The organism is Microcoleus sp. FACHB-1515 (assembly GCF_014696105.1).
GTDB lineage: Bacteria > Cyanobacteriota > Cyanobacteriia > Elainellales > Elainellaceae > JAAUTJ01.
Genome location: NZ_JACJPO010000038.1, coordinates 1 through 21,548 on the forward strand (window position 1 = coordinate 1; position 21,548 = coordinate 21,548).

A 21,548-nucleotide genomic window follows, 5' to 3' on the forward strand; every position below is an offset into this window, starting at 1 on the left:
CAGGTTGCTGGAGTATGCTTTACTCATGGCTCTCACGGTGCTGCGGACTACTTACTTGCAGCGTACATCCGGAGAGCTTTTTTACGTCATCTTTGACTTTTCAAACCTCCTCTAACTGACTTGTAGAAGAAAGTTTTTGATGCAGTAGTTGCTTTTTGGGATCAAGATGTGACAAATCGCCAAAAGTTCTGGCTTTAAAGAGGTCAAGTAATGACAGATTAGGAATATCTGGTACATAAGTTATAACCCTGCCAGTTAACGCTTTAGCCTCTATCAATTCCTCAAAGGTTTCATACACTATGTTCCACTTGTTAAGAAAATCAGACTGATTTCCTGCTAACTTGTTAACATACTGGTTCACAAGATAGAAATAAACGCGATCATTTTTTTGAATAAACTTGCGAAAATGAAGAAGATAAGACTCAAGCTGTTCCACTGTTGGTGTGCTTTCAGGCAAAGATCTATCTGAAAATCCAATTTCTTCACCGAAATTGAAATGTTGATAAAACGATTTGGATGTGAGCCTGTTAGCTTCAATAATAAATAATTCTAATTCATTGACAGGAGAACATTTCATAGTCGTTGAAGTTTAAACTTCCCTCAGTCTACTTGCTTGACCCAAAATACTACACCGGGGGCTTTAAGGATGCCCTTACAGATAACTTAGAGCAACCTAACAATTTATTGTACAGAGCGGATCCGTCTTAGTTGCCTCATCCAGGTAGTTATGCAGACTGCTTGCTGTTTAATCTACTCACACATGCCGTTGAGCAGCAGGCATTGCGTGTATTAATGCTGATTCGGGTCGTTAGACTGCAAAGCTCTAGATTTGTGCTTCTCGGTGTGAGAAAGAGTGAAGGAGTGTGGCAACTGAAATTGGAAACTCGATCGCCCCTTTCCAACTCGTTTCCGGCAGCGAAGCCATCGCCCACATCCACCGCACTGCTACGATAAAGCGGCAGCGTGCAAAAGGCAATGGCGGATGGTAGGTTCAACCCCTGAAGGAACACCGCTTGTTCCGGGCGTTTTGGCTGAGCAAGAAGGCGTAATTTTGCAACGAGGCGGCGAGGAGTTGGCGATCGACAAGCTGAGCGATCGCTTCACCGTGCGCTTGATGAGTGAAATGGATTTGGAGTCGCTGACGGCGGTGTTGGGAGCGCGATCGAGTCGAGCCATTCCGGGTGTCGATTTGGTGGCCGTTCAGGTCGAATCCAGTCAGCTTGACGCGACGATGCAGCGGGCGCGAAGTCTCTCCACCGTTGCGTTTGCCAGCCATGTCTATCAGCTTCGCAACAGCCCGGATACGTTTGTGTATCTGACTGATGAAGTGACCGTGCAGTTTAACGATCGCGTTGCCAAGCAATCGATCGGCATGGAAATGGCACAGTTGGGGCTGCAAGCCTTTCAACAGGTTGAAGGCGTTCCGCAAACCTTTATCTTTCGGGTTACTTCTCAAGCGCAGGACAATCCGATTAAGCTGGCAAATCAACTGATGCGGCGGGCAGACGTTTTGCTGGCGGAACCGAACATCGTGGTTCGGCAGGAGTTGCACTATCGGCCTCGCGATCCGCTTTACGCCCAGCAGTGGTATCTCAATCACGGCGGCGGACAGCAGCTTGCAGCCGGATCGCATATCTTCGCCGAAGCCGCTTGGGAGATTACAAGGGGAAATCGATCGATCGTGATTGCCATTGCCGACGATGCGATCGATCTGAACCACCCGGATTTTCAGGGCAAAGGCAAGATCGTTGCCCCCAGAGATCTCAAGGGTCGCGATGCAATTCCGCTGCCGGAGCAGCCAGGGGAAAATCACGGAACTGCCTGCGCGGGCGTTGCGGTTGCGGAAGAAAACGGCGTTGGAATTGTCGGGGTTGCTCCGGGCTGTGCGCTGCTGCCAATTCGCACAACAGGCTTTTTGGATGATTCTGCGGTTGAGCAGGTGTTTAACTGGGCGATCGAGCAGGGCGCCAGCGTCATTTCCTGTAGCTGGGGGCCAAGTGCCGTTTATTTTCCGCTCTCGCTCCGCCAGCGAGCCGCGATCACCCGCGCCGCCACGCAGGGACGCAACGGCAAAGGCTGCGTTGTTGTGTTTGCAGCGGGCAATGCCAACCGTCCAATTAACGGCTCGGTGAATGAACAGGGCTGGCAGGCGAATGTCATTCAGGGCGTAACCACTTGGCTAAACGGCTTTGCGGTTCACCCCGATGTGATGACGGTGGCGGCAACAACGAGTTTGGGCAAAAAAGCAGCCTACAGCAATTGGGGCGCGGGCATTGCGATCGCGGCTCCCAGCAACAACGCGCCGCCCGGACTGTGGCTTCAGCGCACGGGCTACACCTTTTCCGCTCCGGTTCTCAAGGGGCCATTTCCCGGTCGGGGCGTTGTGACAACCGATCGCGTCGCTGCACCAGGCTACAGCACAGACAGCTTCACGGCAGATTTTGGCGGCACGTCGAGCGCGTGTCCGGTCGTGGCAGGTGTAGCCGCGCTGATGCTTTCGGCCAATCCGGATTTAACAGCGGCTGAAGTCAAGCAAATCATGCAGTCCACCGCCGATAAGTTGATTGATGCCGATGCTGATCCGCAGCTTGGGCTGGCAAAAGGCACCTATGATAGCAGCGGCTACTCGCAGTGGTTTGGCTTTGGCAAGGTGAATGCAGCCAGAGCAGTGCAGGCGGCACAGAGTCGAATTGCGCCTGCGCCGATCGCCACACGGCAGGTACAAGGATTGAATTCACAGGCGATCGACATTCCCGACTACGAACCGCAAGGCGCAACCAGCAGCATCAGCATCACAGACAGCGGGAATCTGCGCGATATTCAGGTGACGATCGACGTGGAACACAGCTTTTTAGGCGATGTGAGCATCAGTTTGATTGCGCCTAACGGTGCAATTGTGCTGCTTCAGGGACGGACGTTGGGGCGATCGACGCGCCTCCAAACCACCTACACGCTGCAAACCACGCCGATGCTGAGGCAGTTCTTGAATCGATCGATCTCAGGACGCTGGCAGGTGCGGCTTGTGGACGCAGCGCTGCTGAACGTAGGTCGATTGCGCGGCTGGCAAATTGTCCTTGGCGTGTGACGCCATCACGAGTTCACGAGCGGGAACAGGCTGACCTGAAAGTGCTCTCAGCCTCAGTTCTAAATCCACTGTGAGGTGTTTAGCGTCTTGCTTAGCGTTGCCTTGGCAGTAGTCAGCAACCTGGAGCGGGCGATCGATTTGAATTTTGACATCTGTTCCCCACTGCGGATAGGGATCGCTGTAGTGCAAATTGATCGGCACAATTTTCACATTCAAGTTCGGCTGACTCAGTTCAGCTTGAATTGCGAGTCTGGCAAGTCCGGGTTTGAGCGGATGCACTTCGTTGTCGCGGAAGATGCCACCTTCCGGAAAGATCACGAGCATTTCCTTGTTTTCTAGCACTTCCACGCCGTGCCGGAGGCTAGCGATCGTCGGACGCTTCGTATTGACGGGAAATCCACCCAGGCGACGGATAAACCAGCCTTGCACGCCGCGCACTTCATCTGCCGACACCATAAAGCGCAAATCGCGTCCCGTTACGTTACGTCCGGTCGCAAACGGAACAAGAATGGCGTCCCAGCGAGCGCGATGTGTTGGGGCAAGGATGACTGGCCCCTCTGTCGGCAAATGCTCTTGTCCGGTCACGGCGATGTCACCAAAATAAAGCGGCAGCACCAAGCGATGAGCGAGCGGATACACGATCGGCGTCAACCAAGGGGAAAACCGCGAATTGACCGCAGCGACAGATTCAGTAGATTTGCCAGAAAAAGGGAACACCATAGACACCAGGGAAAAGCTGCTGAAAACTTGATTGCTGCATTTAGCCTACAGACTTTGGCTGCACCTTCCTTCTGACTTCAGGACAGTTCATTTGCCGTCCTTGCAGTCGGGAGTTCAGCACAGGGAAATACACAAAAGTAAATATACCCAATCCTACGGGGCGATCGCATCCCCTCATCTTCTCTGGGAAAACCATTGCTGAAGCTGATCGCGACAGTTCGCCTCTAAAATGCCTGCCCAAACGATCGGGCGATGATTTGAGCATGGACTATCGGGAATATTTGCCACCGTCCGCACTGAGCCAGTTTTCGGATCGTCTGCCCCATACACCAGTGTTCCCAACCGCGCTGCCACGATCGCGCCCGCACACATCGGGCAAGGCTCCAGCGTCACATACATCGTGCAATGCTCCAAATGCCAAGTATTCAGCTTCGCGCCTGCCGATCGCAAGGCGACAATTTCGGCATGAGCGGTCGGATCACAATCGCGCTCCCGCCGATTTTCTCCTTCTGCAATCAGTTCATCTCTCGCTACAATCACTGCCCCGACTGGAACTTCGCCCGCCAATCCCGCCGCTTCCGCGAGTTCGATCGCCCGCTGCATCCAGCGGACGTGATTACGGTAGATCGGATTGTCGGTGGCGATCGAGCTAGGCATTTTCGGCAAGGAGCGCGTCGAGCTTTCCGGCGCGATCGATCGCGTACAAATCATCGCAGCCGCCGATGTGTTGATTGTTGATGAAAATTTGAGGGACGCTGCGGCGACCCCCTGCGCGATCGGCCATTTTGACTCGTGCCGCCCCGTCTCCATCGATTTTGTATTCAGTAAAATTCACGCCTTTCCAGCGCAGCAAAACTTTGGCGCGAATGCAGTAGGGACAGGTTTGCCAGGTGTAAATTTCAACATTGGCATGAACGCGATCGGAAGGCCGACGCAGCAGGAAATTCATTAACTGATTCATGCTTTTAACTTAACAAGAACTTTGGTTAATCTGCGATCGCTGGAAGAGATACAGATTGAAATTCTCGCTCACCCATCGACCAGGCCAAAGCACCACAAACAATGTCAAGCATGATTGCGCCCTCACAGCGAATCCAAAAGACTGGTTCAACGGGTGTATCGCAATTCACTTGCCAGCGATCTTCTACAAGCAGCTTTTGTAGTTCTGCTTTTGAAGTAATCAATTCAAGCTTGGTTTCGCCAACGAAGAACCATTCATCATCGTCTGCTGTTTTAGCCACTCTCAAACGAGTATATTTGCTACAGCGCATGACAATGTCTTCAAGCGAGATAGCAGGCGCAAAATTAAGAACAATCGCACCGTTTGGAACGTCGATCGAGATGACAAGATCAGCATTACTCAACAAGGTTTTGCAGATTCGTTGTAGTTCTTCCATTCGAGAAACTGTCTAGTTCATGCGCTGTTTGGCGCGATCGATCGCCTCTCTCACCTGCTCAAAACCTGTGCCACCATAGCTATTACGAGCCGCCACGACTTGGCGAGGCGCGATCGCCTCATAAATATCCGATTCAAACGCGGGATGCAAAGATTTCCACTCGTCGATCGATAGATCTTTGAGCAGTTTGCCCGATGCGATCGAGGTTTTCACAACTTTACCGACGAGGTTGTAGGCTTCGCGGAACGGCACACCTTTGGCAGCCAGATAATCCGCGACATCAGTGGCGTTGGAGAAGTCTTCTTCGACGGCAGACTGGAGGCGATCGCGCTTAAATTCCAGTCCTTCTCGCATCAAAATTGTGGTAGCTTCGAGGCAGGCTTGAACAGTTTTTACTGCGTCGAATAATGCTTCTTTATCTTCCTGCAAATCTTTGTTGTAAGCCAGCGGTAGACCTTTCATTAGCGTGAGCATTGCCTGCAAATGGCCGAAGACGCGCCCGGATTTACCGCGCACCAATTCCGGCACATCGGGATTTTTTTTCTGCGGCATAATGCTTGATCCGGTTGCACAGCTATCGCGCAGAGTGACGAAGCTAAATTCTTGAGAAGACCAGTTGATTACTTCTTCAGAAAGTCGTGAGAGATGCACCATGATTAGGCTGGCGGCGGCGAGAAATTCGATCGCAAAATCGCGATCGCTGACGGCATCCAAACTGTTACCGTAAACCTGATCAAAGCCGAGCAAATTCGCGCTGAAGTGGCGATCGATGGGAAAAGTGGTTCCGGCCAATGCGCCTGCACCGAGCGGCGAAATATTCACGCGCTTGTAAACATCGCCCAAGCGTTCCCAGTCGCGCTGCGTCATTTCGACATAAGCCAGCAGGTGATGCGCCAAGCTGACAGGCTGCGCTCTTTGCATGTGCGTGTAGCCAGGAATTAACGTTTCGATATGCTGTTCGGCCAGACCGATCAAAACTTGCTGAAATTCGCGAATTTGACTTCGGATGGTGTTAATTTGATCGCGCAAATAAAGGCGGGTATCGGTGCCAACTTGGTCGTTGCGCGATCGCGCCGTGTGCAGTTTTTTCCCCAGGTCGCCCAAAATTTCGGTCAGACGACGTTCGACGGCAAAATGAACGTCTTCTGCTTCGACGCTGGGACGAAAATAGCCTTGACGATATTCCTGGCGAATTTGCTCTAGACCATTGACCAGTCGATCGCCTTCGTCGGATGAAATAATTCCGGTGCGGGCAAGCATTTGAGCGTGAGCTTGCGATCCGGTGATGTCATATTCAAGTAGGGCGATATCAAAATCAATACTGGCATTGAAGCAAGCGATCGCCGGATGCAAAGCCGACTCAAATCGCTGGCTCCAGGTTTGCTGCTGCGGTTCACTTACCACTGACTCTAGCCTTGAGCGACACAACAAAGAACAAACAAATTAAACCGCAAATTTTAGCCGTAGCTGGTAAAGCTGCGTACCAAATAGCCCAGCACAAGGCCAATTAGAAATGCCCAAACTTGTCCGGACTGAATGAAATTGTCAAGTGCCGCACTGAAGCTGGAAAAAACACGATTTTGAAATTGGGCCAGCAACGCTAGATCAACAGACTGCATCTGCTGCGCGAAATCCTGCACGCTGCTGAAATCGCCGATCGCCACTAAATGAATGAAATCCATCATCACTCCTGATCAATCCGCACAATCAATAACCGCCCTTAAGTCTGCCATAATCTAGGCTTGCTGAAACGATCGCGATCGATTTTTCTTTGGCAGAAGCGGTCAGTCCGAACCGCCCTCATCTCTCAGGAAGAGGGATTTAGCAAGGGCGGCGGTTCGGCTGCCACCCGCAGCACCACAAGCGTCATATCGTCATCTGCACTGCGAGCCGCGCCGACAAACTTTTGCACTTGGGCAAACAGATGTTCCAAAATGGCCTGCGGATCGCTGTAGTTGGTGCAAGCCCACTGGAAGGCGCGAATCAAATTTTCTTCGTCAAATCGATCGCCCTTCGCGTTTGCCGCATCGGTGAAGCCGTCGGTGTAGTAGATGATCGTGTCTCCCGGTTCAAGCTGAACTTGAGCATCGTGATACTGCGTGTCCATGTCCAGCCCGATCAGCATTCCCAGCGTGTCCAGTCGGGCGATCGTTTTGGTCGCGGCTTTCCACAACAGCGGCGGGTTGTGCGCGGCATTGCTGTAGGACAAAATCCGCGACCGCGTGTCGTACTCGGAATAAAACAGCGTCACAAAGCGATTCGAGTTTTCCAAGTCGCCATACATGACGTGGTTGAGGTGCTGCAAAATCCGAGCGGGCGAGTGGCCGTTCAGCACTTCCGCCCGCAGCATGCCGCGCAGCATCGTCATGATCAATCCGGCGGGAACGCCTTTGCCCATCACATCCCCGATCGCCAAGCTCCAGCGGTTCGATTCGGTTCTGCCGGATTTGCGGCTGCGGAGTTTGTCGTAGTTGGCCGGAATGAAATCGTAGTAGTCGCCGCCGACGCGATTGGCCGTTTGGCAGCGAGCCGCCAATGCGATGCCTTCGATGTTTGGACAGGTGCGCGGCAAAAGCTGATGCTGAATTTCCGCGCCAATTTCCATTTCGCGATCGAGCCGTTCTTTCTTTCGCAGCTCGACCGTAAGCTGATCGTTTTCGATCGCCACAGCGGTTTGATCGGCCACCAGCCGCACCAGCTTTTGGCGCGTTTCCGTCCAGGCATACGCCGGATCGCGACTGAAAACGTACAGCCTGCCACGCTCGGTATTTTTGACCAAAATCGCCGTGCCAAAAAGCTGCATGTTGCCGCCCAAGTTGCGGCTGAACTGGGCATCGAGGGCAAGCGTGGGCTGGGCGATCGCCTTGCCCGGACTGGCGGCGATCGCGGAAGTCACCTGTCGAGTCGCGGTTTCCAGCGCTTTGCGGACATCTTGACACTGCTGCGTATCGGGACAGTGCAGGCGTTCCAGCCGCATCTGACCGTTCGGCTTAAACAAAACGAGTGCGCCGCCGTCGGCATCCGTAACGCGACTGGCGATCAAAGGCGTGAGTTCAAGAAACTGGTTGAGGTTGTTGAAGCTGCGGAGGGCAAAACCGAGCGAACTGAGCAAATCTTGAATTTTGTTTTGCTCGCGGTTCAGGCGCGAAACCAGTTCCTTCAGCGCAAAAACGGGCGTGATGTCCGAGGGCGCACCAGGGCGATCGGAAGGTTGAGAAGGCTGTCGAGGAACGGGCGCAGGTGTCATTCGCAGAGGGCTACACAGAACCAATAGGCTGCAAGCTCGAATCAAACGGCCAAAACTCCGCAACTTGCAAAAACCGGAATTTGGTTGGGTTAAATTCTAACGAATGCGATCGCCATTGCTGGCTTGTCCGAGGTGGAATTTTTGATCGATTGAATCTAACCCGATCCTGGTTGACAGTTGCCATCGCAGGATATGAATGCTATTGATAGCGTGAATTGTCCATTCTGCCAATAGGCCAGTCGGGTAGATTTAACGAAATCGCTACAATCGCTGAGGTCTAGGGTTAAAAGTTAGCGAATCGCCAAGCTTGATTTTGGCTACGTGGACTGGGAGGAAGGAAATGATAACGGAGTTCGATCGCCAGATGATGCGGAACTGTTTGGATTTGGCGCGGCGGGCACAGGGTCAGACAAGTCCAAATCCGCTGGTTGGCTCGATCGTAGTGGCACATAGTGAAATTGTCGGGGAAGGGTTTCACCCCAAGGCGGGCGAACCTCATGCCGAAGTGTTTGCGCTGCGGGACGCGGGCGATCGAGCCAAGGGTGCAACGGTCTATGTCAGTTTGGAGCCGTGCAACCACTACGGACGCACGCCACCCTGCACGGAAGCGCTGATTCAGGCGCAAGTCAGTCGGGTTGTCGTTGGCATGGTTGATCCCAATCCGATCGTGGCGGGGCGGGGAATCGATCGCCTCCGTGCTGCTGGAATTGCGGTAGAAGTCGGGGTGGAAGAAGCCGCTTGTCAAGCACTCAATGAGGCGTTTGTGCATCGCATCCGCTTCCAAAAACCGCTGGGAATTTTGAAATATGCAATGACGATCGACGGCAAAATTGCGGCCAGCAGCGGGCATAGCACCTGGGTGACAAGTCCGGCATCACGGGCGATCGTCCATCGGCTTCGCGCCGAATGCGATGCCGTCATCGTCGGCGGCAACACGGTTCGACGCGATAATCCGCTGCTCACCAGTCATGGCGTCGGCCACAATCCCTTGCGCGTCGTCATGAGTCGGACGCTCGATCTGCCGACCGAGGCGCAACTGTGGCAAGTCGATTCTGTTCCGACCGTTGTGTTTACGATCGCCCACACTCAGCCGCAAATGCAGCAACACCTCAGACAACAGGGCGTTGAAGTCATGGAACTGCCCGACCTGACGCCTGCCGCAGTGAGGGCGAATCTGTTCGATCGCGGCCTCTCTTCGGCTTTGTGGGAATGCGGCGGCACTTTGGCGGCACGAGCGATCGCAGACGGCTCGATTCAAAAAGTGATGGCGTTTATTGCACCAAAAATGATTGGCGGAGCGAGTGCGCCTTCTCCGGTGGGCGATTTGGGACTGGAGAAAATGACTGAAGCGATCAATCTGGTGAATGTGGAGTGGCGATCGATCGAATCTGATTTGCTGGTGACGGGCTATTTGGAAAAAAATCAATGAATCGACTTGACAAATTCAATGATTTTTGTGTTTGGCTTGGCAGAAAAATCTGAAAAAATCATTACGAAAAGTCGGATTTTGGGCGATCGCTGTCACACTAGATTTTGTTCAAATGGGGTCAGCCAATATAAAGACCCTAACTATACAACTTTATAAATGTAACCGCGATTGCGCCAGCCTTTCCTTGTGAGAAGCTGGCGCATTGCGTCGGCGAAGAATGCATTAAGCAAGAAATCCGGCGATGCGATCGACCGCTTCCGACAGGCGATCGGGTTCATGCACCAAGGCAAATCGCACATAGCCTTCGCCCGACTTACCAAAGCCTGCTCCTGGTGCGGCAGCGACTCCGGTGGCGGCGACAAGCTGAGTGCAAAATTCGATCGAATTGTTTGACCAGCGATCGGGCAGCTTTGCCCAAATATACATCGTTGCTTCCGGGGTGGGAACTGCCCAGCCGATCCGGTGCAGGGCGGACATAAAGGCATCCCGACGCGCTTTGAACGTTGAAACAGCCAGCGCAACCGTCTCCTGAGATCCGGTCAGCGCGGCGATCGCCCCGTTCAAAATACCGCGATACTGATTGAAATCGATCGCCGCCTTCACCTGCCGCAGAGCGCGAATCAGGTCGGCATTACCGATCGCATAGCCGACGCGAAAGCCGCCCATGTTGTAGGACTTCGACATCGTGAAAAATTCGATCGAAACGGATTTTGTCGGATCAGCTTGCAGAACCGAGGGCGCAGTGATGCCATCGAACACAAGATCGACGTAGGGAAAATCGTGCGCCAAAACGAGGTTGTGCTCCTGACAGAAGGCGACGGCCTGACGGAAGAAATCGAGGGAGGCGATCGCCGTCGTCGGATTGTGCGGATAGCTCAGCACCATCAGCCGCGCCTGTGCCAAAACCGGAGCGGGAATCTCTTCAAAGACGGGCAGAAAGCGGTTTTCAGCCCGCAGCGGCATCAGGTAAACCTGACCGTTCGCCAGATAAACGCCGCCCGTGTGCGAGGGATAACCCGGATCTTGCAGCAGAGCAAAATCACCAGGATTAAGGACGGCCAGCGGCAGATGGGCTGTGCCTTCCTGCGACCCGATCAGGGGCAAAACTTCGGTTTCGGGGTCTACCGCAATGCCAAATTTTTGCCTGTACCAATCGGCGGCGGCTTGGCGAAATGCCCGCGTCCCGTGAAACAGCAAGTAGCCGTGCGTACTCGGATCGGGAAGCGACTGCGCGATCGCCTCCAGCACATGCGCGGGCGTGGGCAGATCCGATGATCCCAGCGATAAATCGATGATGTCGCGTCCGGCGGCGATCGCTTGGGCTTTGGCGCGATCCATGTCGGCAAAGACGTTGGCTTGCAGCGGCGCGAGGCGGGAAGCAAATTGAATCATGATGACAATTAAACGGCAGCAGGCAGGTGAGCCTTCAGCCAATCTTGCAGTCGCTGTTTGCTGATTGCGCCTTCGATCGCTTCAATTTGTTCGCCATCGCGAAACAAGCGCAGAGCCGGAACGCCTTCAACGCCGCAGCGCGACACCGCTTCAGGATTCGGGTCAACTTCAAGCTTGACAATCTTGAGGCGATCGCCATATTCCGCGCTGGTCACATCCATGACCGGAGACATCAGGCGACAGGGGCCGCACCAAGACGCCCAAAAATATGCCAAAACAGGCTGAGTTGCGCCTAAGACTTCGGACTCAAACTCGCTGTCGGTAATCGTCTTTACGTTGCTCATGAAAGGTTGGCCTTGAATGCTCCACCTGATCTAGATTACCTGTTCTGCTTGGCTTCCTGCATTCGGGTTTTCGATCGCGGTCAATCCGGTTCGGGCAAGGGTGGCCGAATGCACAGGTAAATGAGAGCGCCAAATAAAGGAATAACCACGATCGTTTTGAGGAATCGATCGTTGGGAATGCCACGTCGCGCCATGTCGTCTGCTAATAGCGTGGGATAGGGAAAAAGTAGGGCGAATAGGCAAACGGCGATCGTCATGGCGTGAATGAATTTGTTGGTCAAAAATTCTTCGATGAAGTTGTTTCGATCGCCCCAAATCAAAGCGAAACTGAGGAAAACAAACGTGCTGAAGCTGAAAATAAAACCTGCAAGTTTCGAGTCAAAAATTTTCAGAAAATTATCTTTTTCGCCGCGAAATTCTTGATTCGGTTCTCGCAATGCCAGATAGGGAATTAGCCCGACAATTCCGGTTCCAATTCCGGCAATTAAAAACGGCCAAGCTGGAAGTCGCTGCATTCGGCCATCCGGCAGCATCACACAGGCATACATCAGCAGGAAAATTCCCACCATGCTGAAAATCGAGATGTGAATCGGATTGATCAGCGGAATTTTTCCTGATAGCAGCGTGAAAATCGGCGCAAACGTATCCGCTTGAATCGGTGGGGCGAAAAAGAAAACGTAAATTAAAAATCCGATCAAAATGAACCAAAGGCCATTGCTTCGCATGATTTCTTACCTCGCCGCCGATTCTGCGGTCAAGACGATCGGATCGTCATCGAGCGACAGCATAAATTCAATCAACGCCGTTTGATCTTCTGTGGAATAGCCCGATCGTCGATCGACCCAATAATTGTGTCCGCTGCCGTCCACATTTGACAGCCGCAAATCGCGATTCGCACGATTGGCGGCGATCGCTTTGTTTCGCAAATTGCGATCGACCAAAACGCGCAAACTCGCTGCCGGATCGGGCGAAATAAATTTGAGTGATGTGCCTGCCGCGCCGATTTGCGATTCGTCTACGACCTGATAGCGTCCGCGATCGTCAGGGGCGATCGCTTCGGCTGTAGCCGCCACGCCGCCATCGTGCAAATAGGGCGCAGTGACAGCCAGCCCGATCAGGCTGGGGACTTTGTAGCCGCCAAACGGATCTTTTTGGGCATACGCAAGCTGCTGGGATTTTTGCGGCGTGATGTCAGTGGGAACCGTCAGAATCGGCGCGTCTTTTGAGGGTGGAACGGATTCGCTGGGCGGAAAGGTGCGCGGCGGATCGGCAAAAATTCGGGTAAAGGGAGCTAGCGCTTTGGCTCTTGAAGGCTGGCTCTTGATTTCGCGCTCGGAGATGACTTGGTGGTTGGTGAAATAGCGTCCGACATGGCAGCTTGTGCAGCCTGCTTTGTCGAAAACCTGTGCGCCACGCTGGAGAATTTCGGGATCGGACTGGGCGATCGCAGGCGGAGCTAAGGTATTTTGCCAAGCCGACATGCCGTTTAGCTCCTGTCCGATCTGCGTACCGGGAGAATTTGCCATCAGGCCATCGAGCATAAAGCGCGACCCTTGCGGATATCCGGGCATCCGAATCACCTCGTTCATTCCCGGTTCGCCCGGAGTCGGATCGATCGACTCGAAAAACTCGGACGGCTTTGCGCCCTGCGGCAGTCGGAAGCGCGGATTTGAGGAATTCTGCAAAATCACGCCCAAATAAGTTTCCTTGTCGATGCCCAACAGTTTTTCGCTGGAATCGGCTCCGGTTGTGGCATCAGAATTCGTGGCGTGGACGTTGTTATTCAGCGTGGTCAGGCCGTGAAACCAACCGATCGCGCTAAACCCACTCCAGCCATACGGATAATTCTCGAACGTGTAGGAAGCGGGATTTTGCGAGGGATTGTTGACCATGTTTCCGGTCGAGTCGAAGTTTCCCGGTAGCCAAGTGAGCAACTGTGCGTCAACGGCATCCTCGACTAGCTTGGCATCCGGCAGTCGCGCTTCTTGCCCTTGACTATTGATGTAGGTGTGATTTCCAGGCGGCAGCTTGGTCGGATTCACCCCAGTTTGGCGAAACAGCGCGGCGGAATTCGTCGCGGAAGCCAGCAGCAAGCCCATGTTGACATCGTTGTTGGGCGCACCTTCGATCACGCGGCCTGTGGCGCGATCGACCGAGGCATGACACAAGGCGCAGGTAATTCCCGCTTTCACTTTGCCCGGACGGGCGGAAATCTTCATCCCCAGTGGCGTCAGCGAAAAAGCAGGCACGTCTAATCCCGTGTTCAGCAGCGTTCCTTTCGTGAAGGTGCGTCCGCCGATCGTCACGTCTTGATTCAGCGGCACTTGCAGATTCGTCGTCGCTTCGCCATGCAGCTTCAAAATTGCCTGACTGATGTTGACCACGTTCAACACGCCATCGAGCGCTCCGGTCACCTCGGTCTGAAACACTTCGCCGCCAAACGTTTCTTCATAGAACGCTTTGCGCCCGCGATCGATCAGCTTTTGAGTAATCTGCACCGCTCCATTTTCTGGCGCAAGCTGCAACCGTCCCGCCTCGGTTTGCCGCAGGTCGATCGCTGCGTCGCGGCTGATCACTCGTCCCAGCAGATCATAAGAACCGATTTCCTGCGTGGTCGGCTGAGTCTCCGGCGTCAGCGTGTTGCGAAGGTTTGGCGTCACGGGCAGCGAAATTTCGATGCGGGCGGCAACCAGCCCAATGATGAGCAAGAGCGGCAGCAGCAGCAAAATCGATCGAAACGGCGTTTTCTTCATCAAATCCACATCGAGCAAATCAACCTTGCTTCTAACAAAGGCGATCGATCTGCTTCTACTTCCCAAAGGCGGAGTTGACTGCTGAAGTCAAAACTCGAACCTGTTACGACTAATACGCTCACTGCTACATGGTGCAAGATCGAGGATGATGGCGAGTGAATGGGCAGTTCGATCGCTGTCCTCAGGCGATCTACGCCAAAAGATAGAACAGGGACTCTGTAAAACGGCAGACAATCGAATACATCGTAGTAATGTTTGCCATGCCACATCGAATATCAATCCATCTGTGGTTCGATTAGTCGCGCTGATACAGCGAAAAGCGAGAATATTCATTCGAGGATTGCGGCAGCTTGCCGCTGTGCTGAACATTCTGTTGAGCACAGTCAGCGGCTGAAGAGCGGCGGTAGGCAGCCTGCTTTGCTGGCGTTGCGTCAAAGCGCTTTGGCGGCAAAAAGGGCATCAGGTGCATCTGCGCTGTGAATGCGATCGCCTGCGGCAGCAGTTTGTGCAGGCATAGGGACAGGTGGAAGGAGCACGATTGTTTGTGAATTTTGAGCAGCCTGAGAAAAAGCGCGAGGAAACCGCTCAGAGTGCGGATCTCTATCGCCGTCAGCTTGAAGTCGTCTGCAACAATGCGACGCTGGCGATCTTCATCATGAATGAGCAGCAGCAATGCACCTACATGAATCCCGCTGCGGAAAAGCTGACGGGCTATTCACTAGCAGAGGTGCAAGGGCGAGCGCTGCACGACATCATTCACCACACGCATCCGGACGGTACGCCCTATCCACTGGAAGAGTGCCCGATCGATCGCGCCCTGCCGCAGAACAATCAGGAGCAGGGCGAAGAAGTGTTTGTCCACAAAGACGGACATTTTTATCCGGTCGCCTACACTGCCAGTCCGATTCGCGATGCGAGCGGCATTGTCGGCACGATTATCGAAGTGCGCGACATCAGCGAGGAAAAAGCTGCCGCCCAAGCCAGGGAAGAACTCGATCGCGCCAAAACGATTTTCTTTAGCAACGTTTCGCACGAGTTCCGCACGCCGCTGACGCTGATGCTCAGCCCGCTAGAGGAAATGCTGGCAGCAGCAACAGAGGATGAGCGATCGCAGCTTGAAGCGATCTACCGCAACGGCCAGCGCTTGCTGAAGCTGGTCAACACGCTCCTGGATTTTTCTCGCATCGAGGCTGGACGCATTCAAGCGGCTTATGAACCGATCGATCTCGCTCGCTTCACAATCGAACTGGCTAGCTCGTTTCAGTCTGCGCTGGTTCAAGCGGGTATTCGCTTCACGATCGACTGTCCACCCCTGAGTGAAGCGGTGTATGTCGATCGCGACATGTGGGAAAAAATCGTCCTCAATCTTTTGTCGAACGCCTTCAAGTTCACTTTGGCGGGCGAAATCAGCGTGCGGCTGCGCGAACAAGGCGATCGCGTCGAACTTACGGTTCAAGATACCGGAGTCGGCATTCCCGCCGAAGCGCTGCCGCACCTGTTCGATCGCTTCTATCGCGTTCCGGAAGCACGAGGCCGCAGCTATGAGGGATCGGGCATCGGCCTGTCGCTCGTGCAAGAACTCGTCAAGCTACATAGCGGTACGATCGCCGTCAGCAGTCAGCTTGATCAAGGCACAACCTTCACCGTCTCCATCCCCACCGGATCAGCGCATCTACCGATCGATCGCATCACCCCTTCTACTCCTCGCCCCGTCAACGCCAGCGCTTACATAACTGCCGCAGGCGATCGGCAATCGCCAGTCATCTCCAAGCCGATACTCGATCAAGACCTGCCGGAACAAACGTCCCACCGCCGGACAGCCCACATCCTGCTTGCTGACGACAACAGCGACATGCGCGACTACATTCGGCGGCTGCTCAGCCAGCAGTATGCCGTGACAGCAGTCGCCGATGGGGAAGCCGCGATCGCCCAAATCCGTCAGCAGCAGCCGGATTTGATTCTCAGCGACGTGATGATGCCGAAGCTCGATGGCTTTGGCCTGCTGGCAGCGCTGCGAGCCGATGCACAGTTGCAGCATATTCCGGTGATTTTGCTGTCGGCACGGGCAGGCGAAGAAGCCCGCATCGAAGGGCTGCAAGCCGGAGCCGATGATTACATCATCAAGCCGTTTACTGCGCGGGAACTGCTGGCACGAGTGGATGCTGCTTTGGAGCGCGATCGCCTCCGCAAACAGGCCGAGTCTGCCTTGCGCGATCGCGAGCAGTTTTTCAAGAATTTAACCAACACGGTTCCGATCTCGCTGTGGACGGCACGACCCGACGGTGCGCTGGACTTTATCAGCCAGCCTTGGCTCGACTACACGGGCATGAATTTTGATCCTGAAAATCAGGCAAGCTGGGCAGAAGTGCTTCACCCAGACGATCGCGCCATGACGAACGATCGCTGGCTGACCTGCATTCGATCGGGCGACTCGGCCTATGAAGTGACGCATCGCGTTCGCCGTGCGGATGGCGAATATCGCTGGTGCATTACCTGCGCCCTTTTGACTCGCGATTCGCAGGGAAATCCGCTGCGCTGGTATGGCTCAACCATCGATATTCACGGACAAAAGCAAATTGAAACGGCCTTGAGCGCCAGTGAAGAACGCTTTCGGCTGGCGACGCAGGCTGTTGATGCGCTGGTGTTTGACTATGATGTGCAAACGGGCGAAGTGTATCGCTCTGAGAAGCTGTATGACCTAATTGGAGTTCATCCTGAAGCAGCGCCCGTTGCTGCACAGTGGTGGTTCGATCGCATCCATCCTGATGATGCGGCACGGCTCCAAACGCTTCGGCCTAGCTTGTTCGACAGCACGATCGATCGCTACGAAACCGAATATCGCGTTCGCCATGCAGATAATCGCTGGATCACCGTTTGGGAACAAGGCTGCTTGCTGCGGAACGAGGCTGGAGCAGTTATGCGGATCGTCGGTGCCACCAAGGATATTAGCGATCGCAAACAGGCCGAACAGCAATTGCAGGAAGCATATGAAGAACTCGCGGCCAGCAACGAAGAATTGCAGGTGGCCGAAGAAGAACTGCGCCAGCAAAATGAAGAATTGGCGATCGCTCACCAAACGGCAGCCGCCGAAAAGCAGCGCTATCAAGATTTGTTCAGCTTCGCGCCGGACGGCTATGTTGTAACGGACACGAGCGGCAAAATTGAAGAAGCCAATCAAGCGATCGCCACGCTGCTGCGTGTTCAGCCCGCCGATCTGCTCAAACAGCCGCTCGCAAATTATGTTCCAGTTGACGATCGTTTCACGTTTCGATCGCTCGTCTATCTGCTCAAGCAGAATCCGCAGCGGCACCGCCAAACTGACGAACTGCACTTGCAGCCGCTCAGCGGCAATCCGTTTCCCGCTGCGATCACGATCGCTGCCGTGTGCGATCGCCAAAATCAAGCGATCGCCTTGCGCTGGATGATTCGCGACATCAGCGATCGTCAGCGATCAGAATCAGCTTTGCGCGATCGCGAAACGCGCCTGCGCCTGATTCTCGAAAGCGCCAAGGACTACGCCATCATTACGCTTGACCTCAACGGACGCCTCACCAGTTGGAACACGGGCGCACAGCGACTTCTGGGCTACACCGAAGCTGAGATCATCGGGCAACACGGCAGAATTATTTTCACACCCGAAGATCAAGCGGCAGGCAAAGCCGAAGAAGAAATGCGAATTGCCCTCGCGCAAGGCCGCGCCGAAAACGAACGCTGGCACGTCCGCAAAGACCAAAGCTGCTTTTGGGGCAGCGGACTGGTCATGCCCATGCACGACGAAGCCCGTAACGTTCAAGGCTTGCTCAAAATCATGCAGGATAAAACTGCTGAACGCCAAGCAGCACAAGAGCGCGAAGCGTTGCTGGAGCGCGAAAGAGCCGCTCGCGAACAAGCCGAAGCCGCCAACCGCATTAAAGATGAATTTCTCGCCGTTCTCTCACACGAACTTCGCACCCCGCTCAACCCGATTTTGGGCTGGTCGCAACTGCTGCGCGGCGGCAAGCTCGATGCGACCAAAACCAATCAGGCACTCGAAGCGATCGAACGCAACGCTCGTCTGCAAACGCAACTGATCGAAGATTTGCTCGACGTATCCCGCATTCTGCGCGGCAAACTCAGCCTCAACATGGAGCCAGTGCCGTTTGCCAGCATCATCGAAGCGGCGATCGACACGGTTCGCCTTGCCGCCGAAGCCAAATCCATCCGGATTCACGTGGATCTTGCCGCGATCGATCCGGTCTTGGGCGATGCGGCTCGCCTTCAGCAGATCGTGTGGAACCTGCTCACCAACGCGATTAAGTTTACGCCTTCTGGCGGGCGTGTCGAAGTGAAGTTGGCAGGGCTGGAAGATGAAGCAGAAAGAATGCAGTCCGATCGGCCTTCCTCAGCCCTCGGCTCTCAGCCTGTCGCCCGTCTCACCGTTTCCGATACGGGCATCGGCATCTCCCCTGACTTTCTGCCCCATATGTTCGACTATTTTCGACAGGCAGACGGCGCAACCACGCGCAAATTTGGCGGGCTGGGTTTGGGACTGGCGATCGTCCGCAACTTGGTTGAACTGCACGGCGGCAGCGTTTCCGCTAGCAGCGCAGGCGAGGGTCAAGGCGCAACCTTCACCGTCGAACTACCGCTCCTCAAAACTGCCGACCCTCGGCCTCTGACCTCCGACCTCCCCGCTTCCTCCTCCGACTTCCCCCTCGCCGGAGTGCAAATTCTTCTGGTCGATGACGAAGCTGACACTCGCGATGTCACTGCGTTTACGCTGGAGGCAGCAGGTGCGATCGTCACTCAGGCCAGTTCTGCGATCGAAGCCCTCCAAATTTTTGAAACCGTCAAGCCAAACCTGCTGATTAGCGATATTGGAATGCCGCAGATGGACGGCTATGCGCTGATGCAGCAGTTGCGATCGAATCTGCGGCAAACCGGAACCAAGGCGATTGCCCTGACTGCCTACGCTGGGGAAATCAATCAGCGGCAAGCGATCGCAGCAGGATTTCAGCGACATCTAGCCAAACCTGTTGACCCCGATGAGCTGATTGCCACGATCGCCGCTTTGCTCGATCGCGAATTCTGCTAATTCGTCACAAAGCTGTTTGCCGTCACGGTGCTGGCCTGAACTCCGCTCAAGGTGGCTAGAATTTCGTTGCTGTTCCGCAGGCGAATGACCGTATCGCGGCTGGCTGTGCCTGTGCCCTGACTGATGCTGAGTTGCTGAAAAGTCATGCCTGTCAACTGCATCCAGTCTTGGCCGATCGTGAAATCAGTGATGCGATCGCTGCCCGTTCCGGCTGTGAGAACAAAGCGATCGCGCCCGATGCCGCCCGTGAGCGTGTCGCTTCCCTGTCCACCGCGCAGCAAATCGTCGCCGCTCAGTCCGACAATTTGGTCGTTGCCGCCTTGACCGTTGATCACGTCGTTGGAGCGATCGTATCCCCAAACCATATTGTTGAGGTCGTTCAAAAACGTCACGGTATTGCGGTTGTAGAGATGGCTTTGGATGCTGTTCGCATCAAATACATCAAAGCTGTCATCCACTCGGCTCTGACCGTGAAAGCGAATGTTGCCTGCGTTGACCGATGCGCCAGTGGTAATTTGCAGGTTGTCCAGATTTTCCAGGCTGAAGTTGCGTAGTGTCACTTGTGTTTGCGACACGCCTTCAAAGCTAATCACCAAATCGCTACCCTGCTGCGTCAACAGCATGTTGCGAGCGATCAATCCTTCACCTTGAAATTCGATCGTGTCCAGATTGGCGATCGCTGCCGCTGTTGGAACAGACCCAATGCCAATTCCGCCAAAGTCGGTGATTGTGTCCAATCCGTCGCCAGCGCGAATGATGAATATGTCGCTGTCTCCGCCTCCGGTCAGTTCATCGTTTCCCAAACTGCCCAGGATCGTATCGTTGCCGCCCATGCCGTTGATTCGATCGCTGCTGTTGCCGCCGCTAATCCGATTCGCGCTGGCATTTCCAGTCAGCATCAGCGGCGTTACGGTTGGCATTGACACAGTCGGCGGTGGCACGATCACAGGAGGCACGATCGAAGGACGGCTAGCGCGATTGGGCGGAATCATCACCGGAGGCTGAAGGGCAGCAAGCGATCGCGTCAGTGGTGTATCGCCAAAATTAAGCCAGTTGATTTGGGTGGTCATGTCTTTTCTAAATGACTTGAGGCAGCGTTTGCAGGACGTTTCTTCAAGCTAGAAGACAAAACGTTTTAATAACAGATAGGAATTAACGATCGAGGCGATCAGGCGATCTGAATGATTCAGCGGAAATACGGTTGGCGATTATTGGAACACGCGATCGAGCAGAATTTTTTCAAAAAAAGATGAGCCTGATCTCAAGCTCATCCATTACTGATTCAAATATTCAGTTTAGAAGCTGTAGCGCTCATCGAGCCAAACACGCACCTCTTGCTCGGACGTAAAGCTGAGCGATCGATTGGTCTTCGGGTCAAAAACGCGCCAGTTGTCTTCACGAATGCGCTGAATTTTCGGATCGGAATTGCCAGCGAAGAAGGTGATCAACTGCTGCCAAAGCTGATTGATTTCTTTACGAGGATTACGGCTGCTGCTTGCGTTCGATCGTGCTGTAATTTGTGGAGTGCTGTGAATGAATTCGTGTGTTGCTCTCATTTTCTCTGGCTCCTCTTTGAGGATTCAATTCTTCTTTTTCTTGCCACTCTTTTAATATATAAAACCGTTTACAAAGGTTCAAAATACGATACGCATCACATCTATGAATGTCTTGCATGGAAGTTCAGCCCTGCGAATGAGCGCGATTTTGCTCACAAAAAAAGGGGTTCTGTGAACCCCTGATCGATTACTTCGCGTTGAATGGGCGTGAATGACGCTAGTAGGCCAAGCCCATACTGCGCGTAGTCTCTGCGCCCAGATAGACGCGGATGCTGAGGAAGTCGGTCGGGCAAGCCGTTTCGCAGCGCTTGCAGCCCACACAGTCTTCGGTGCGGGGGGAAGAAGCGATTTGTCCGGCTCTACAGCCATCCCAGGGAACCATTTCCAAAACATCTGTCGGACAGGCTCGAACGCACTGGGTACATCCGATGCAGGTGTCGTAGATTTTGACTGAATGGGACATTGAATAAAGGCTCCAGACTATGTAATGTTAACGGTCGTGTGTTAACGGGCGCTTGGGCTGAACCCCCTACCAAGACCGATCGACTGAG

At 54.1% G+C, this 21,548-nt stretch carries 20 protein-coding genes; 4 read left to right on the forward strand and 16 right to left on the reverse strand.

Going from position 1 to position 21,548, the window contains the following annotated elements; all coding sequences use genetic code 11:
- Window positions 1–100 precede the first annotated feature (100 nt).
- Window positions 101–577 (reverse strand): hypothetical protein, encoded by a 477-nt coding sequence (locus H6F67_RS12535; RefSeq protein WP_190766866.1) that lies wholly within the window; start codon window positions 575–577, stop codon window positions 101–103.
- Between the two features lie 286 nt (window positions 578–863).
- Here H6F67_RS12535 and H6F67_RS28120 point away from each other — a divergent pair, with 286 nt between their 5' ends.
- On the forward strand, window positions 864–989 hold the full coding sequence (locus tag H6F67_RS28120) for a hypothetical protein (protein ID WP_277874586.1): 126 nt from the start codon (window positions 864–866) through the stop codon (window positions 987–989).
- Window positions 983–3,085, forward strand: coding sequence for a S8 family serine peptidase (locus tag H6F67_RS12540; protein ID WP_190766868.1), 2,103 nt, complete (start codon window positions 983–985; stop codon window positions 3,083–3,085). Before H6F67_RS28120 ends, H6F67_RS12540 begins: the two co-directional genes overlap by 7 nt.
- Here the strand turns inward: H6F67_RS12540 and H6F67_RS12545 are convergent.
- The 7 genes from H6F67_RS12545 to H6F67_RS12575 form a co-directional block, all read right to left on the reverse strand.
- Window positions 2,999–3,805, reverse strand: coding sequence for a 1-acyl-sn-glycerol-3-phosphate acyltransferase (locus tag H6F67_RS12545; protein WP_190766870.1), 807 nt, complete (start codon window positions 3,803–3,805; stop codon window positions 2,999–3,001). The genes H6F67_RS12540 and H6F67_RS12545 overlap by 87 nt on opposite strands.
- A gap of 174 nt (window positions 3,806–3,979) precedes the next feature.
- Window positions 3,980–4,462, reverse strand: coding sequence for a tRNA adenosine(34) deaminase TadA (tadA, locus tag H6F67_RS12550; protein WP_190766872.1), 483 nt, complete (start codon window positions 4,460–4,462; stop codon window positions 3,980–3,982).
- Window positions 4,455–4,766, reverse strand: coding sequence for a glutaredoxin 3 (grxC, locus tag H6F67_RS12555; RefSeq protein WP_190766874.1), 312 nt, complete (start codon window positions 4,764–4,766; stop codon window positions 4,455–4,457). Before grxC ends, tadA begins: the two co-directional genes overlap by 8 nt.
- Window positions 4,767–4,791: 25 nt before the next feature.
- Window positions 4,792–5,202, reverse strand: coding sequence for a hypothetical protein (locus H6F67_RS12560; RefSeq protein ID WP_190766876.1), 411 nt, complete (start codon window positions 5,200–5,202; stop codon window positions 4,792–4,794).
- A 12-nt stretch (window positions 5,203–5,214) separates the two neighbouring features.
- Window positions 5,215–6,606 carry an argininosuccinate lyase gene (gene argH, locus H6F67_RS12565; RefSeq protein WP_190766878.1) on the reverse strand — a complete coding sequence of 464 codons (1,392 nt, stop codon included), beginning with the start codon at window positions 6,604–6,606 and terminating at the stop codon, window positions 5,215–5,217.
- Between the two features lie 53 nt (window positions 6,607–6,659).
- Complete coding sequence (locus H6F67_RS12570; protein ID WP_190766880.1) at window positions 6,660–6,887, reverse strand: hypothetical protein; 228 nt, start codon at window positions 6,885–6,887, stop codon at window positions 6,660–6,662.
- Window positions 6,888–7,009: 122 nt separating this feature from the next.
- Window positions 7,010–8,449, reverse strand: a complete 1,440-nt coding sequence (locus H6F67_RS12575) for a PP2C family protein-serine/threonine phosphatase (protein ID WP_190766882.1) — start codon at window positions 8,447–8,449, stop codon at window positions 7,010–7,012.
- A 340-nt stretch (window positions 8,450–8,789) separates the two neighbouring features.
- On the opposite strand from H6F67_RS12575, the gene ribD reads away from it, so the two are divergent.
- Window positions 8,790–9,878 carry a bifunctional diaminohydroxyphosphoribosylaminopyrimidine deaminase/5-amino-6-(5-phosphoribosylamino)uracil reductase RibD gene (ribD, locus tag H6F67_RS12580; RefSeq protein WP_190766884.1) on the forward strand — a complete coding sequence of 363 codons (1,089 nt, stop codon included), beginning with the start codon at window positions 8,790–8,792 and terminating at the stop codon, window positions 9,876–9,878.
- Between the two features lie 222 nt (window positions 9,879–10,100).
- Here the strand turns inward: ribD and H6F67_RS12585 are convergent, their stop codons facing one another.
- From H6F67_RS12585 to H6F67_RS12605, 5 genes are all read right to left on the reverse strand, one after another.
- On the reverse strand, window positions 10,101–11,267 hold the full coding sequence (locus H6F67_RS12585; RefSeq protein WP_190767210.1) for an LL-diaminopimelate aminotransferase: 1,167 nt from the start codon (window positions 11,265–11,267) through the stop codon (window positions 10,101–10,103).
- Between the two features lie 11 nt (window positions 11,268–11,278).
- Window positions 11,279–11,614, reverse strand: coding sequence for a co-chaperone YbbN (locus H6F67_RS12590; protein WP_190766886.1), 336 nt, complete (start codon window positions 11,612–11,614; stop codon window positions 11,279–11,281).
- A gap of 80 nt (window positions 11,615–11,694) precedes the next feature.
- Window positions 11,695–12,339: a hypothetical protein gene (locus tag H6F67_RS12595; protein ID WP_199304388.1), complete on the reverse strand. Its 645-nt coding sequence runs from the start codon at window positions 12,337–12,339 to the stop codon at window positions 11,695–11,697.
- Window positions 12,340–12,345: 6 nt separating this feature from the next.
- Entirely contained in the window at window positions 12,346–14,367 is a 2,022-nt protein-coding gene (locus tag H6F67_RS12600) for a hypothetical protein (protein WP_190766888.1), read from the reverse strand.
- Window positions 14,368–14,662: 295 nt separating this feature from the next.
- Window positions 14,663–14,827 carry a hypothetical protein gene (locus H6F67_RS12605; protein WP_206753907.1) on the reverse strand — a complete coding sequence of 55 codons (165 nt, stop codon included), beginning with the start codon at window positions 14,825–14,827 and terminating at the stop codon, window positions 14,663–14,665.
- Between the two features lie 63 nt (window positions 14,828–14,890).
- On the opposite strand from H6F67_RS12605, the gene H6F67_RS12610 reads away from it, so the two are divergent.
- Window positions 14,891–19,441 (forward strand): PAS domain S-box protein, encoded by a 4,551-nt coding sequence (locus H6F67_RS12610; RefSeq protein WP_190766892.1) that lies wholly within the window; start codon window positions 14,891–14,893, stop codon window positions 19,439–19,441.
- On the opposite strand, the gene H6F67_RS12615 is transcribed toward H6F67_RS12610, so the two are convergent.
- The 3 genes from H6F67_RS12615 to psaC all read right to left on the reverse strand — a co-directional run bounded on the left by H6F67_RS12615 (window position 19,438) and on the right by psaC (window position 21,460).
- Window positions 19,438–20,511 (reverse strand): hypothetical protein, encoded by a 1,074-nt coding sequence (locus tag H6F67_RS12615; RefSeq protein ID WP_199304389.1) that lies wholly within the window; start codon window positions 20,509–20,511, stop codon window positions 19,438–19,440. The two genes, H6F67_RS12610 and H6F67_RS12615, sit on opposite strands and share 4 nt — an antisense overlap.
- A 225-nt stretch (window positions 20,512–20,736) precedes the next feature.
- Window positions 20,737–20,997: a hypothetical protein gene (locus H6F67_RS12620; protein ID WP_190766894.1), complete on the reverse strand. Its 261-nt coding sequence runs from the start codon at window positions 20,995–20,997 to the stop codon at window positions 20,737–20,739.
- 217 nt (window positions 20,998–21,214) lie between these two features.
- Complete coding sequence (gene psaC / locus H6F67_RS12625) at window positions 21,215–21,460, reverse strand: photosystem I iron-sulfur center protein PsaC (RefSeq protein ID WP_171572613.1); 246 nt, start codon at window positions 21,458–21,460, stop codon at window positions 21,215–21,217.
- Between the last annotated feature and the right edge of the window lie 88 nt (window positions 21,461–21,548).

Bases quoted from the DNA above. Each gene is read 5' to 3' on its own strand.
- H6F67_RS12615 (WP_199304389.1), bottom strand. From the start codon at position 20,511: ATGACCACCCAAATCAACTGGCTTAATTTTGGCGATACACCACTGACG.
- H6F67_RS12600 (WP_190766888.1), bottom strand. From the start codon at position 14,367: ATGAAGAAAACGCCGTTTCGATCGATTTTGCTGCTGCTGCCGCTCTTG.
- H6F67_RS12575 (WP_190766882.1), bottom strand. From the start codon at position 8,449: ATGACACCTGCGCCCGTTCCTCGACAGCCTTCTCAACCTTCCGATCGC.
- ribD (WP_190766884.1), top strand. From the start codon at position 8,790: ATGATAACGGAGTTCGATCGCCAGATGATGCGGAACTGTTTGGATTTG.
- H6F67_RS12535 (WP_190766866.1), bottom strand. From the start codon at position 577: ATGAAATGTTCTCCTGTCAATGAATTAGAATTATTTATTATTGAAGCT.
- H6F67_RS12605 (WP_206753907.1), bottom strand. From the start codon at position 14,827: ATGCCCTTTTTGCCGCCAAAGCGCTTTGACGCAACGCCAGCAAAGCAG.
- H6F67_RS12540 (WP_190766868.1), top strand. From the start codon at position 983: ATGGTAGGTTCAACCCCTGAAGGAACACCGCTTGTTCCGGGCGTTTTG.
- psaC (WP_171572613.1), bottom strand. From the start codon at position 21,460: ATGTCCCATTCAGTCAAAATCTACGACACCTGCATCGGATGTACCCAG.
- H6F67_RS12590 (WP_190766886.1), bottom strand. From the start codon at position 11,614: ATGAGCAACGTAAAGACGATTACCGACAGCGAGTTTGAGTCCGAAGTC.
- H6F67_RS12545 (WP_190766870.1), bottom strand. From the start codon at position 3,805: ATGGTGTTCCCTTTTTCTGGCAAATCTACTGAATCTGTCGCTGCGGTC.
- H6F67_RS12595 (WP_199304388.1), bottom strand. From the start codon at position 12,339: ATGCGAAGCAATGGCCTTTGGTTCATTTTGATCGGATTTTTAATTTAC.
- H6F67_RS12570 (WP_190766880.1), bottom strand. From the start codon at position 6,887: ATGATGGATTTCATTCATTTAGTGGCGATCGGCGATTTCAGCAGCGTG.
- H6F67_RS12560 (WP_190766876.1), bottom strand. From the start codon at position 5,202: ATGGAAGAACTACAACGAATCTGCAAAACCTTGTTGAGTAATGCTGAT.
- H6F67_RS12620 (WP_190766894.1), bottom strand. From the start codon at position 20,997: ATGAGAGCAACACACGAATTCATTCACAGCACTCCACAAATTACAGCA.
- grxC (WP_190766874.1), bottom strand. From the start codon at position 4,766: ATGAATCAGTTAATGAATTTCCTGCTGCGTCGGCCTTCCGATCGCGTT.
- tadA (WP_190766872.1), bottom strand. From the start codon at position 4,462: ATGCCTAGCTCGATCGCCACCGACAATCCGATCTACCGTAATCACGTC.